This is a genomic window from Nocardiopsis sp. NPDC057823, from assembly GCF_042797335.1.
GTDB lineage: Bacteria > Actinomycetota > Actinomycetes > Streptosporangiales > Streptosporangiaceae > Nocardiopsis > Nocardiopsis changdeensis.
This window is the reverse complement of record NZ_JBHVLR010000008.1, coordinates 126,523-140,076: the sequence shown is the minus strand read 5'-3', so window position 1 is coordinate 140,076 and position 13,554 is coordinate 126,523. Positions and strand designations below refer to the sequence as shown.

The 13,554-nt window shown below is 75.1% G+C and carries 10 protein-coding genes; 2 read left to right on the top strand and 8 right to left on the bottom strand.

The annotated features are described in order from the left end of the window. Positions 1–33: 33 nt before the first annotated feature. Together ACFVNO_RS15855 and ACFVNO_RS15850 are read left to right on the top strand one after the other, a co-directional pair. On the top strand, positions 34–1,524 hold the full coding sequence (locus ACFVNO_RS15855; RefSeq protein WP_378893182.1) for a carboxyl transferase domain-containing protein: 1,491 nt from the start codon (positions 34–36) through the stop codon (positions 1,522–1,524). Between the two features lie 46 nt (positions 1,525–1,570). Then, positions 1,571–2,776 carry a CaiB/BaiF CoA-transferase family protein gene (locus tag ACFVNO_RS15850; protein ID WP_220560646.1) on the top strand — a complete coding sequence of 402 codons (1,206 nt, stop codon included), beginning with the start codon at positions 1,571–1,573 and terminating at the stop codon, positions 2,774–2,776. Positions 2,777–2,821: 45 nt separating this feature from the next. Here the strand turns inward: ACFVNO_RS15850 and ACFVNO_RS15845 are convergent, their stop codons facing one another. The 8 genes from ACFVNO_RS15845 to ACFVNO_RS15810 all read right to left on the bottom strand — a co-directional run bounded on the left by ACFVNO_RS15845 (position 2,822) and on the right by ACFVNO_RS15810 (position 13,198). Beyond that, complete coding sequence (locus ACFVNO_RS15845; protein ID WP_378893180.1) at positions 2,822–4,225, bottom strand: lyase family protein; 1,404 nt, start codon at positions 4,223–4,225, stop codon at positions 2,822–2,824. Continuing rightward, entirely contained in the window at positions 4,222–6,210 is a 1,989-nt protein-coding gene (locus ACFVNO_RS15840) for an FAD/NAD(P)-binding protein (protein WP_355266947.1), read from the bottom strand. Before ACFVNO_RS15840 ends, ACFVNO_RS15845 begins: the two co-directional genes overlap by 4 nt. 83 nt (positions 6,211–6,293) lie before the next feature. Further along, complete coding sequence (locus tag ACFVNO_RS15835; protein WP_355266950.1) at positions 6,294–7,865, bottom strand: class I adenylate-forming enzyme family protein; 1,572 nt, start codon at positions 7,863–7,865, stop codon at positions 6,294–6,296. A 28-nt stretch (positions 7,866–7,893) separates the two neighbouring features. Continuing rightward, the gene (locus ACFVNO_RS15830; RefSeq protein WP_355266953.1) at positions 7,894–8,442 is read right to left on the bottom strand and encodes an SRPBCC family protein; all 549 of its coding nucleotides are present in this window, start codon (positions 8,440–8,442) and stop codon (positions 7,894–7,896) included. Positions 8,443–8,497: 55 nt separating this feature from the next. Then, complete coding sequence (locus ACFVNO_RS15825; RefSeq protein WP_378893175.1) at positions 8,498–9,493, bottom strand: zinc-binding dehydrogenase; 996 nt, start codon at positions 9,491–9,493, stop codon at positions 8,498–8,500. Between the two features lie 55 nt (positions 9,494–9,548). Further along, entirely contained in the window at positions 9,549–10,907 is a 1,359-nt protein-coding gene (locus tag ACFVNO_RS15820) for an FAD-dependent oxidoreductase (protein ID WP_355266959.1), read from the bottom strand. 222 nt (positions 10,908–11,129) lie between these two features. Next, positions 11,130–11,927 carry a phytanoyl-CoA dioxygenase family protein gene (locus ACFVNO_RS15815; RefSeq protein ID WP_220560655.1) on the bottom strand — a complete coding sequence of 266 codons (798 nt, stop codon included), beginning with the start codon at positions 11,925–11,927 and terminating at the stop codon, positions 11,130–11,132. 44 nt (positions 11,928–11,971) lie between these two features. Further along, on the bottom strand, positions 11,972–13,198 hold the full coding sequence (locus tag ACFVNO_RS15810; protein WP_355266963.1) for a cytochrome P450: 1,227 nt from the start codon (positions 13,196–13,198) through the stop codon (positions 11,972–11,974). Positions 13,199–13,554 lie beyond the last annotated feature (356 nt).

Here is a 13,554-nt window from a genome sequence, read left to right as displayed (position 1 = left end):
CCACTGGGTCGCCGAACCGATAAGGAGATGCCGATGGCCACCCGGTACGGCGCCCGCGACCTCCTCGACCGGATCCTGGACCCCGGGAGCTTCCGCTCCTGGGACACCACGCCCGTCGACGTGCGCCCCGACCCCTCCTACGCCGCCGATCTCGCCCGGGCCCGCGCCGCCTCCGGCTGCGACGAGGCGATCCTGACCGGCGAGGGCCTGCTGCGCGGCCGGCGCGTCGCCGTCGCCGCCGGCGAGTTCGCCTTCCTCGCCGGGTCCGTCGGCGTGGCCGCCGCAGAACGCCTGGTCACCGCCGTCGAACGCGCCACCGCCGCCCGGCTGCCGCTGCTCGTCTCCCCGGCCTCCGGCGGCACCCGCATGCAGGAGGGCACCGTCGCCTTCCTGGCGATGGTCAAGATCGCCGCCGCCATCGCCGCCCACAAGGCCGCCGGGCTGCCCTACCTCGTCTACCTGCGCGACCCCACCACCGGCGGGGTCCTCGCCTCCTGGGGGTCCCTGGGCCACGTCACCGTCGCCGAGCCCGGCGCCCTCGTCGGCTTCCTGGGCCCGCGCGTGTACAGCGCCCTGTACGGGGCCGACTTCCCCGAGGGCGTCCAGCGGGCGGAGAACCTCCTCGACCACGGCCTCATCGACGCCGTCCTGCCGCCCGAGGACCTGCCCGCCATCGCCGACCGCGCCCTCACCGTCCTGCTCGCCCGCGACACCGGCGACGCCCCGCCGCCGCCCGCCGAGCCGGCCGCGGCCACCCCCGCCTGGACCGCCGTCACACGCTCCCGCCGGCCCGGCCGGCCCGGGGTGCGCGCCCTGCTCCGCCACGCCGCCACCGACGTCGTCCGCCTGCGCGGCAGCGGCGAGGGCGAGTCCGACCCCGGCCTGCTGCTGGCACTGGCCCGGTTCGGCGGATCCCCCTGCGTCCTGCTGGGCCAGGACCGCGACCGCCAGACCCCCGAGCACCCCATGGGCCCGGCCGCCCTGCGCGCCGCCCGCCGCGGCATGCGCCTGGCAGACGAACTGGGCCTGCCCCTGGTCACGGTCATCGACACCCCCGGCGCCGCCCTGTCCAAGGAGGCCGAGGAACAGGGCATGGCCGGGCAGATCGCCCGCTGCCTCACCGAGATGGCCACCCTGGCCGCGCCCACCCTCGCCCTCCTCCTGGGCCAGGGCACCGGCGGTGGCGCGCTCGCCCTCATCCCCGCCGACCGGGTGCTGTGCGCCCAGAACGCCTGGCTGTCCCCCCTGCCCCCCGAGGGCGCCAGCGCCATCGTGCACCGCACCACGGAGAAGGCCGCCGACCTGGCCCGCGACCAGGGCATCGGCTCCACCGACCTGCGCGCCCACGGCATCGTCGACCGGATCGTCCCCGAGCACGACGACGCCGCCGACGAGCCCGAGGAGTTCTGCCGCCGCGCGGGCCTGGCCCTGCGCCACGAGCTCGCCGCCCTCACCCGCGCCCCGGGCGCCGCCCGGCGCGCCGCCCGGGCCGCCCGCTACCGCCGCCTGGGCCTGCCCTCCTGACGGGCCCGCCTCCCCGCCTCCCGCACACCACCACCGAAGGAGCCACATGGACCGCGAACGAGGACCGCTGCAGGGCACCGTCGTCGTCGACCTGTCCCGCGCCCTGGCCGGGCCGCACGCCGCCATGCTGCTGGGCGACCTGGGCGCCCGCGTCATCAAGGTCGAGCAGCCCGGCACCGGCGACGAGACCCGGGGCTGGGGTCCGCCCTTCGTCGGCCCCGAGGACGAGCGGATCAGCACCTACTTCCTGTCCTGCAACCGCAACAAGGAGTCCATCGAGCTGGACCTGAAGTCCCCCGACGGGGTCGAGCAGCTCACCCGCCTGGTCCGCGCCGCCGACGTGCTCGTGGAGAACTTCCGCCCCGGCGTCCTGGACCGGCTGGGCTTCTCCGCCGAACGCCTGGGCGAGCTCAACCCCCGCCTGGTGGTGTGCTCCATCAGCGGGTTCGGCCACGACGGCCCCGAGGGCGGCCGCGCGGGGTACGACCAGATCGCCCAGGGCGAGGCGGGCCTGATGAGCCTGACCGGCCCCTCCCCGGACGAGCCCACCAAGGTCGGGGTGCCCATCGGCGACCTCCTCGCCGGGATGAACGGCGCCCAGGGGGTGCTGGCCGCGCTCGTGCAGCGCGAGCGCACCGGCACCGGCGCGGTGGTGCGCACCTCGCTGCTGTCCTCCATCGTCGGCGTGCACGCCTTCCAGGGCACCCGCTGGACGGTGGCGGGCGAGGTGCCCCGCGCGATGGGCAACCACCACCCCTCCATCGCGCCCTACGGCGCCTTCGCCTGCGCCGACGGGGTCCTCCAGGTCGCCATCGGCGGCGAGTCGCAGTGGTCCAAGTTCGCGGGCCTGCTGGGCCTGGACGCCCAGGACCCCCGGTTCCGCGACAACGCCGCCCGCGTCGTCCACCGGGACGACCTGATCGCCGAGGTCGAGGCGGTGCTGGGCACCGCGCCCCGGGACGAGTGGCTGCGCCGCATCGGGGACATCGGCGTCCCCTGCGGGGCGGTGCGCACCATCGACCAGGTCTACGAGTGGGAGCAGACCCGCTCCCAGGGCCTGGTCCTGGACGTGGAGCACCCCGTCCTGGGGCGGGTGGAGCTGCCCGGCTCCGCGCTGCGCTTCGCCCCCCACCGCGGGGACGGGGGCGCGCCGCCCGCCGCGGAGGGGCACCTGCCGCCGCCGCTGCTGGGCGAGCACAACGAGCGGATCCGCGCCTGGCTGGACTCCCTGGAGGAGAGCCGGGCCGCCTGACCGCGGCCGCGGGCCCCCGCTCACAGACGGCCCGCGGCCGCGGGGTCAGCCCGCCTCCCGCGGCCGGCGGTCCAGGGCGCGGTCGACCAGGCGGGCGGCCGCGCCGGTGTACCGCACCGGGTCGCAGAGGGCGGCGAGGGCGTCCGGACCGGCGGCGCCCTCGAGAGCGGGGTGTTCAGCCAGGACGTCGGCCAGCGGCCGCCCGGACGCGGCCGCCTCGGCCGAGCAGGCGTCGAGGACCGCGCGGGCCCGGGGCCGTCCCAGGCGGGGGGTCAGGGCGGCGGCCACCCGTTCGCTGGTGGCGGCGCCCCCCGTCAGGGCGAGGTTCGCGCGCATGCGGACGGGGTCGGCCTCCAGCCCCCGGGCCAGCTCGACCATGGTGTGCGCCGCGCCGCCGGTGAGCCGCAGGCATTCGCGCAGCGGCTGCCACTCCGCGTGCCACGCCCCGGGGGAGCGCTCGTCCTCGGCGGACAGGCACTGGAGGACGCCCGCCGTCAGGACGGGCACCTGGAGCGCGGCCGTGCGCACCATCGTGGCCAGCACGGGGTTGCGCTTGTGCGGCATGGCCGAGGACGCTCCGCGTCCGGCGGGCGAGGGCTCGGCGACCTCGCCCACCTCGGTGCGCGACAGCGTGAGCACGTCCACCGCGACCTTGCCCAGGGCCGCGGCGGCGAACCCGAGCACGGACGCCACGTCCGCCACGGGGGTGCGCAGCGCGTGCCAGGGGAGCCGCTGCGGGGCCAGCCCCGTCTCGCGGGCGAACCCCCGCACCAGGGCGTCGCAGAACGCGCCCGGGTCCTCCTGATGCTCGGGCGCGGCGTAGGCCAGGTACCCGCCCAGCGTCCCCGCCGACCCGCCGAGCGAGACCGGCAGCCCGCCGTCGAGCACCCGGTCGATCCGCTCCACGGCGTCCAGCACCAGCGACCGCCACCCCGCGACCCGCAGCCCGAACGTCGTGGGCACCGCGTGCAGCGCCAGCGTGCGCGCCGCCGCCGGGGTGTCCCGATGGGCCCGGGCCGTCACCGCGAACGCCTCCGCGGCGGCCGCGAGGTCGGCCCGGACGGCCTCCAGGGCGCGCCGGCAGACCAGCATGGCGCCGGTGTCGAAGATGTCCTGGCTGGTGGACCCGCGGTGCACGTGTTCGGCGGCCGCGGGGTCGCGCGCGGCGACGCGCCGGGTCAGCTCCGACACCAGGGAGACGACCGGGTTGGCGTGCTCGCGCGAGGCCACCGCGATGACACGGGGGTCGGGCGCCCCCTCGCGCACGACCTCGGTGATGAGGTCGGCCGCCGCGCGGGGCAGCACCCCCAGGCCGGCCTGGGCGCGCGCCAGCGCGGCCTCCGCGTCCGCCATCGCCTGGAGCCAGGCCGCGTCGTCGACCAGGCGTTCCACGGGGGTGCCCGCCCGGACGGGGGAGAGCAGGCCGGTGTCCGCGGCCGGGGCGTTCATACGATGACCCCCGTCGACTCGATGCCGGTGGCGGTGTGCGGGACCGCGGGCACGTGGGCGACCGGCGGCAGGGCGAGCACGGCCCGGGCGATGGCGTCGGCGTCCTTCAGCGTGACCGAGTCGGACTCCGGCCGCACCCCGGCGGCGGTGACCCAGTGGACGGACTCGGTGGGCACCCCGTACGCGAAGCGCCGGGGGTGGGCCTGCCCCCGCCCGTCGACGACCCGGTACGGCCGCTCGGTGACCGTCAGCCCGCCGGTCTCGTACGGCTCGCCCCCGCTGGCGGCGATCCGGTAGGGCGTCGCCTGGTCGCTGTCGAGCAGGTGCCGCAGCAGGGGGTCGTCGGTGCGCAGCAGATCGGGCACGGGCAGCCGCGCCTCGATGAGGACCCGGGACCGCACCGGCGGACCGGGGACCAGCGGTGAGGAGGCGGTGAAGACCGCGGGCCCCGTCTCCAGGCGCACCTGGGTGCCCGGTCCCAGCACCTCCACCACACCGGCCTCGACGAGCGCGATCAGTTCCCGGATCCGGGAGGCGGGCGGGCCGATGGACAGGTACGCGTTGAGCGGCGTGTACTCGCCGTCGAGGTCGTCCCGGTGCGAGTGGCCGTCCAGCCCGCCGTGGTCCACCAGTTCCCGGATCTCGTTGCGCAGGTCGCGCAGCACGTCCAGGGCGCTCTTGAGCGGGCCGTCCACGTTGCCCCGCTCGGCCTCGCGGACGTCGCGGCGCAGGTGGTCGAGCAGCCAGGAGCGGAACGCCGCCCGGTCGGAGAAGCGCTTCCCCGCGCAGGGGCGGGCGACGCGCTCCCAGTCCCACCGGTCCGCGGTGCGGATCCCGTACTCGTCCGGCAGCAGCGCCGCCCCGGAGGGCGAAGCGGCGACGTAGCGGTCGGCGAACTCCAGCGCCTCCCGAGGCCGCCCCTGGGAGCGCAGCAGGGCCGTGTAGTAGACCGCCTCCACCTCCCGGGAGACGAGCGGCCACAGGTCCCGGGCGAAGTTCAGGGTGTCGCCGGACTCCGCCCGGAGCCGGCCGATGGCCTCCGGGGTGAGCAGCCGGGGCCGGTGCCGTCCGGCCACGCCCTTCTGGTTGCGCCCCCGCGCGTGGTAGGGCACCCCGCGGCGGGAGAACGCGTACAGGCGGGGTTCGCGGCCGGAGGGGAGGTACACGAGTCCCCCGTCGCGCTCGGCGTACCGCCCGCCGCGCTCCTCGGTGAACAGGGCCGTGTAGTCGAAGAAGTTCAGGCCGAGCCCGCGCAGCAGCACGGCGGCGCCGGGCTCGATGCCGTCCAGGTCCGCGTCGGCCGGGTTGACCGGGGTGATGTAGGTGAGGTGGTGGATCCGGGCCAGGCTCGCGGTGCGCGCCTCCTGCGCGGTCGACCGGACGGGCAGGTGGCCCTGGGCGAGGACGATGGCGTCCAGGTGGTTGAGCCGCGTCCGGTCCTGGAGCCGCAGCCCCTGGGGGCCGCCGGGCACGCCGTAGGTGTCGGCGATGGCCACGGCGCGGGAGCGGTGCGTCCGGACCTCGACGTGGCCGGGCGCGGCGTCGACGACCCGCGCGAAGCAGGCCCGCAGGTACCGGCCGTAGAAGACGCGCGTGGGGTAGGAGTCCGGCCCCAGGGAGCGGGCCTCCTCCAGGATGTGCTCGTCGTGGTCGCCGTCCCCGCCGAACAGGGCCGTGTCCCGGGCCCACTCGTACAGGTTGGGGCCGGGCTCGATCGGTCCCTCGATCACCACGCTGTGATCGGTGAAGGCGGTGATCTGCGAGGCGACGGTGTTCATCAGCAGCCTGCGCGACTGACCCTCCCGCCACACCGCGCCCGGCCCCGGTTCGTGCGGGTCGATGACGTGCACGGTCAGGTGCGCGCACGAGGGGCGCGCCCGCTCGTTGGCGCAGATCCGTTCCAGCAGGGCGAGGCCGCGGGGCCCCGCCCCGACGACGGCGATCTCGGTTCGGCCACCGCCGTGGTGGGCGTGGATCCCGGACACGTTCTGTCACTCCCTTGTGCGACGGATGAGAGGGGGCGGGGACGCGCGGAGCGCCCCGCCCCGGGTGGGGCGCGGGGCCCGGGTCATTCGGCGCGGTCGGCGGCGACCAGGCGGGCCGCCAGCTCCAGCCGCTTGATCTTGGTGGTGGCGGTCTGGGGAAGCTCCTCCAGCCGCCGGTGCACGGGCGGCTCCAGCGGGGGCAGGTCCGCGGTCGCCGCCTCCCAGGCGGCGGGGTCCAGCGGCCGGTCGTCGCGGGTGCACACCACGGGGACGGGGGAGCCCTGGGCGGAGGGGACGATGACCACCTCGACGAGGTCGGGCAGCCGGGTGAACAGCTTGTCCTCGATCTCCAGGGTGCTGTCGATGCCGTCGATCTCGTCGACCTCCCGGTCGAGCAGGTGCAGGCACCCCCACTTGCTCCGGTAGCCGACGTCGCCCATCCGCCACCAGCCGCCGTTGACCTGCTTGCGCCAGCGCGCGTGCTCGCCCATGTAGGTGATGATGCGGCCGTCGCTGCGGACCTCGATGTACCCCGGGGAGGACTTGGAGGGGGTCCTCCCGTCGCGGGGGACCACCCGGACGTCGGTCATGCCGGGGAACGGGAAGCCCACGCAGCGGCCGTCGGCGTCCGGCGAGCGGTCGCGCGAGTAGGTGCGCGCCGCGATCGGGCCGACCTCGCTCTGCCCGTAGGCCTGGGCGAACAGCGGGACGCTGCGCCGGGAGGCGCGCAGCATGGTGTGCACGGTCCGGGGGTGGATGGCGTCGAAGGTGCTGCTGAAGTACTTGACGTTGGCCAGCGGCTCGCGGGGGTCGTCCGCCAGCACCTCCCAGCGCAGGAACGTGTTGGGGTGCGCCTCGATGAACCCCGGCCGCACCCGGGAGAAGAGCTCGGCGACGTGCTCGGGGGCGTCGTCGCGCAGGATGACCAGCGGGTGCCCCTGGAGGATCGAGATGGGCATCGCCGTGTACATGCGCGAGTGGACGAAGGACACGTGGACCGCGATGGGCTCGCTGCGGCCCACGGCGGCGGCGACGACGGCGGCCTGGGGCCGGTAGCGCGACTGGAAGGTGAACCCGGTGTGCACGGCCAGCTTGGGCAGGCCGGTGGTCCCCGACGTGTGGGTGACCATCGTGGGGTGGTCGGGCGGCATGATGACCGGGCGCACCCGGGGGGTCCCGGCCAGGGAGGCCAGGGACACGGCGCCCTCGTACTCCCCGGAGGCCAGGATGACCCGCTCGCTGAGGTCGAACACCTCGGCGGGGAGCTCCTTCTCCAGCTTGGCCTGGTCGGTGAGCAGGTAGGGGCGGTCGACCCGGCGCAGGAGCGCGGCGACGGTGTCCCCGTCCAGCTTCGCCGACAGCATGACGGGGACGGCGCCCACGCGGTTGACCGCGCAGGCCATCAGGGAGATGTCGAAGCCGTCGGACTTGTGCACGACCACGTGCTCTCCCGGGCGGACCTTCAGCGCCCACAGCCGGGAGGCGAAGTCGTCCACCAGGTCGGCCGCCTCGGTCAGGGTCAGGCGGCGCCCGCGCTCGGGCGCGATGTCGAGGTCGTGGTCGAGGATCAGCGGACTCGCCGGGTGCCGGGCCGCGGCCCGGTCGAACAGGCTGCCCAACCGGATGCCCTGGTTGGCGATGCGTTGGAGGAACATGGCTTCGGTGTCCTTCGGGTTCGGGGGGTCAGGCCTTCTCGATCACGGCCTTGATCCGGGCCAGTGTCATCGCCAGGTCGTCCTCGAGCTTGGCGGTCCAGTCGGTGATGAAGCGCTCGCGGTCGGGCTCGCTCAGATCGGCGGTGATCTTGTGGATGCCTGCGGTCGCCCGGCCCATGCGGAAGTGGTGTTCGAGGTAGGAGTCGGGGCCGTCGGCGCCGGTGTCGAAGCCCCAGATGCTCTCCTGGTCCTCGCCGGCGTGGGACAGCATCATCCAGCGGAAGGTCCGCCCCGGCTCGGCGGCCACCACACGGCACTCGGTGTGCCAGGTGCCGCGGATCAGGGGCGCCCAGCCCACGACGTCCCGGGGCCGGTGGTTCTCCCCCCGGAAGACCGAGCCCACCTGCGCGGGCTCTCCGTGGATCCATTCCCCGCCGCGGCACTCGGGGCTCCACTCGGCGCTGCGGGGCAGGTCGGAGACCACCGTGTAGATCTCGTCGGGGGAGGCCGCGACGGTGATCCGGGCCCGGAGGTCGAAGAGGGGGCTGCGGTCGATGACGGAGACGGGTGCGTTCATGGGGAGAGGATCGCAGCGGGGCGGATCCGGTGGCCAAGCATCGGGTCAGGGTTGGTCAAGTCCTCCCGGCGCCCTCCCCGACCCGCAGCACGAACCGCCGCCCCCGGGCGCGGCCGGTCTCGACGGCGCGGTGCGCCTCGGCGGCCGCCTCCAGCGGCAGGACCTCCACCTCCCGCGGGCGCAGGCGCCCGTCGGCGATCAGGGGACCCAGGTCCGCGACCGCGCGGGCGAGCTCCCCGGTCGACGCCTGGGAGATGGCGAACCCCGTGACGGTGCGGTCCAGCAGGTAGAGGTCGCCCACCGGGATGACGGCCCGGGTGCGCATGCCGGCCAGGAGGACGATCCTCCCCCGCCGGGCCAGGACGCCCAGGGCGTGGTCGACCTCGTTGCGGCCCGCGGCGTCGACGTACACGTCGACCCCGTCGGGGCACAGGCGGGCCAGGCGGCGGTGGACGTCGGGGGCGGCGCGGTCCACGACCGCGTCGGCGCCCAGCTTCGCGCAGTAGTCCGCGTCGTGGGCCGAGGCCACGGCCACGACCCGGGCCCCGGCGTCCACGGCCAGGGCCACCGCGGCCCCGCCGACGTTCCCGCCGGCGCCGACCACGGCGACCGTCTCGCCGGCGCGCAGCCGGCCGCAGCGGAACAGGGCGGCGTGCGCCGTCGCGGCGGGGTGGGCCAGCGCCACCGCGTCGACGGGGTCGGCCCCCGCGGGCAGGTGGTGGAGGTGGTCGGCGGGGACGGCGACCCGTTCGGCCGCCGCTCCCGGGCGCCCGGCGTATCCCATGCTCAGCGACCAGACCCGGTCCCCGGGGGCGAAGCCGGACACCCGCTCGCCGGTGGCGGCGACGGTGCCGACCAGGTCCCGGCCGATGACGAACGGGAACGTGAGAAGGGTGCGCCAGGCACCCGAGCGCACGAAGGTGTCGACGTGGTTGACGGCGGTGGCGGTCACCTCGACCAGCACGTCCGCCGGTCCGGGGAGCGGGTCCGGCAGGCGCCCGTGGCGGATCTCGTCGGCCGGGCCCAGACGGTCTATGTATGCGGCGTCCATGTCCATGGAGTGTGGCCGCCCGCGGCCCGGCGCGGGCGGGTTCGCACGGAGTGTGTCACCTGGGTCCGCGGCTGCGCCCGAGGCCGTCCAGCAGGGTCTCGGCGGCCCGCTCCCCGGACAGCAGGGCCGCCTCGGTGGTCGGCGAGTTGAAGTAGTCGCCGCAGAAGACCACCGGGGGCCGCTGAGACCGGATGACCGCGGCGGAGGCGCGGTAGCGTCCCGGGGCCGGGATCGGGAAGCCGTAGGGGCGTTCGGCGATGTGGAAGGGCTCGACGTTCTCGGGCATGTCGGGCCACAGCGTGGGCAGCAGCGGGGTGACCTCGGCGAACTGCTCCTCGGCGGGGCGGCCGATCAGCCTGCGGGTGACCGCGCGGCCCGGGTAGGTGAACAGCAGGAGCGTTTCCCTGCGCCCCCCGTCCGGGTCGATCCGGGTCCGCGTGTAGGTGATCATGTTCCGCAGCGGCGGGTCCTGGCGCCCGCCGGCCACGATGTGGGCCTGTTCGGGGAGCGTGCCGCGGGGGACGAGGTAGGACACCGAGAGCGCCGGCTCGTACCGCTGGGTGGTCAGGAACGCGCGGGTGGCGTCCGGGACTGCCTCGGCCGACAGCTTCGCCGTGATCCGGTCGGCGACGGGCGCGGGCGTCGCCACCACGACCGCGTCGAACTCCTCCTCGCCCGGGGCGCCCGTGGCGTCGGTGAAGCGGACCAGCACGCCCGATCCGGTCTCGGCCGTCTCGGTCACCTCGTGCCGCAGGCGCACCTCGCTCCCGGCCGCGTTGCGCTCGGCGATGACCTCCATCCCGTCGCGCAGCACGTGGAAGCCCGCCCCGCCCAGCCATGCCACCAGGGCGCGGGCGTGCACCGCCGAGACCTCCTCGCTGGCGAAGTTCCAGAAGCCCTCGATCTGGGGGCGCAGCAGGTAGTCGAAGCCCTCGGGGGAGATGACCCGCGCCCCGTACCCGGCGGCGGTCTCGCCGTTGTCGAGGTGGGCCGTCTTGAGCGGGTCGAAGAGGTCGAGCTCGGACTTCTTGGACACCTCCCGCAGGGAGGCGATGAGGAAGGCGAACCGGTCCCGCAGCGACGCGTGCGGGTAGCGCAGCAGGTTGACCGGCGAGTCCGAGGACAGTCCCACGGCCCGGCCGTTCTTGGTGATGTGTACGTCGGTGGAGAGCTCGACCAGGTCGTTCTCCAGGCCGTACTCCCGGATGAGCGCGCCCATCCGCTCGTAGAAGCTCACGAACATGAGGTTGATGCCGACATCCGGCTCCAGTTCGGGCCGGTGCCAGGAGCGGGCCCGGCCGCCGAGGCCGTCCGCCCCCTCGAAGAGGACCGTCTCGGCGCCGTCGCCGGCCAGTTTCTTCGCGGCCGCGGTTCCGGCCATTCCGCCACCGACGATCGCGATCCTGCGGGGCATGGTGAACTCACTTCCGTCTTCGGTCGGGCGTGGGGGGTGACCGGGTCCGGGCCGCTCCGGGGGCGGAGCGGCCCGGACACCCCGCCCGCGGCGTGCGCGGGCGGGACGGGCGGCGGGGGCGGCGCATTCACCCCGCCGCCCAGGCGGGTACGGGCCCGCCTGGCGGGTGGGGCGGCCGCCGGTCCGGAGGAGGTCCCGGCGGCCGCACGGAGGGCGGGCCGGTCAGGCGCCGGAGCGGGCGAGCGGGAACCGCTCGCCGCGGACCGGCTGGCCGGGCTCCAGGCCGCCCAGGTCGTCGCCCGGGAACAGGTAGCTGTAGACGGGGTTGGGGCGGTACACGGCGTCGGCGTCCATGTACACCGTGCCCAGCGAGATCCGGGTCGTGTCGGTGTTGTTGGCCCCGGCGGAGTGGATGACCCGGCCGTGGTGGAAGTGGACGTCGCCCGCGCGCAGCGGGACGGTCACACGCTCCTCCCAGGCGAAGTGCGGCCACCGGTCCAGCGGGGACATGCCGTCGTCGCCCTCCTTGGGGGTGACCTCCTTGTGCGAGCCGGGGATGAACGACATGCAGCCGCGCTCCTCGGGGACGTCGACCAGGGCGGTCCAGGCGGTCAGGGTGACCGGTCGGCCCTCGAAGGGGTGGGAGGGCGAGTCGTAGTGGATCGGGGTGGGCGCCGACAGCCCGCCGGCGGGCTTGCGGAACAGCTCGCTCTTGAAGAGCCGCAGCGGGGTCCCGGCCAGCTTCTCGGCGGCGGCGGTGACCTTGGGGTGCAGCGCGAGGCGGCGGGTCACCTCACTGCGCAGGCCGGCGTCGGCCACCCAGTCCATGGCCAGCCCGTCCTCCTCCTCCCACAGTTCGGTCTCGCGCTCGGCGAACTGGCGCTCGGCGTCGGCGAACTGCTCGGCGACCTCCTCGGGGGTCAGGAGCGCCGGCACGTTCACGAAACCGCGCTCCCGGTAGAGCGCCACGAGCTCGTCCGTGACGATCGAGTCGATGTCCGATTCCTTCGCCACCGTCATGGTGAGGGTCCTTTCCGTTCTGGGATGGGTGGGGCGCGGCGTGGTCAGGCGCAGGACGCGGGCGTGATCCGCACGGGCAGGGAGCAGACCCCGCCCAGGAACGCCGACCCCTTGAAGACGGCCTCGCCCGCGGGCTCGATCGCCTTGGTGCGGTCCAGCAGCTCGGTCAGGAACAGCCGGATCTCCATGCGGCTCAGCGGGGCGCCGATGCAGTGGTGGGGGCCGTACCCGCCGAAGGCGAGGTGCCGGTCGGCGTCGGTCCGGGTGACGTCGAACCGCTCGGAGTCGGCGAAGACCTCCTCGTCGCGGTTGGCCGCGGGGTAGGACAGCATCACCCGCTCGCCCTTGCGGATCTCCACCCCGCGGACCTCGGTGTCCTCCTGGGCGGTGCGCAGGAAGTGCCGCACCGGGGAGGTCCAGCGCAGGATCTCCTCCACCGCGTTGGGGATCAGCTCCGGCTCGGCCCGCAGCAGGGCCAGCTGGTCGGGGTGGCGCATGAGCTCGTACAGGCCCCCCGCCAGGGAGAACGCCGTGGTCTCGTACCCGGCGTCGGCGATGAGCATGTAGTAGGTCGTCAGGTCCGGCTCCACGAGCAGCTCGCCGTTCACCCGCCCGTTGGCGATGGCCGACGCCAGGTCGGAGGTGGGCTCGGCCCGGCGGGACTCGGTGATCCGGGCGAACATGGCCAGGGTCGCCTGCCAGTTGGCCTGGGCGCCCTCCGGGTCCTTCTCCCAGGCCATGGTCTGGGTCGACCGGTACATCCGCTCGAAGCTCTCGTCGGGCAGACCCAGCAGGGCCATGACCGTGCGCAGCGGGAAGCGGGCTGCGACGGTCTCGACGAAGTCGCACTCGGGGCCCTGCTCCAGCAGCTCGTCCACCGACTGCCGGGCGAGCTCGGCCACGTGCTTCTCGATCTCGCTGATGGCCTTGTACCTGAACCAGTTCTGCGCGATGGCCCGGTGGGCCCGGTGGTCCTCGCCGTCGCGGTGGGGGAGGGGCTTGAGGTCCTCCTCCGCGGTCTCCTCCGGGGGCTCGGTGTACTCCAGCAGCGGTCCGGGCCGGTTCGTGAACAGCTCCGGGCGGCGCTCGATCGACGTGATGTCCGCGTGCCGGGTCACCAGCCAGAACGAGCGGAAGTCGGGGCTCTCCGCCAGGGCCACCGGCCGTTCCCGGCGGTAGCTCCCCAGGATCGCGAACATCTCCTCGGGGCGGCGCCACCGGGAGTCGTCGGCGAGCACCGCCAACGGCGTCAAGCTCTGGGTGTTCGTCACGGTCAACCTCGCCTTGTCAGGGGAGTGGTGCGGGCGGGCCCGTCGGCCCCGCGCCCTGCCGGGGGCGCCGGGGCGGGCGCCGCCGGGGGCGTCGACGGCTCAGACTCTGGCACCGGCGCCGCGGGCCGACCAGGGCGGTGCGCCGAATGTGTCAGGTCAGCCGCCCCGTTCGGCGCGACCATAACCGGAGCCGAACGTCTCCCGAACGGTTCCGATGGAGACTGCGTGCCAGGGCGTGTTCCGCGTGCACCGTCCGCCGCGGGGAGAAGGACCGCGCCGTGTGCGTCCGTCCGATGCGGTGGCGGGCGACGGACGGGAGAAGGGCCCGCGGAACACGCCCACTGGGGCACCGTGCG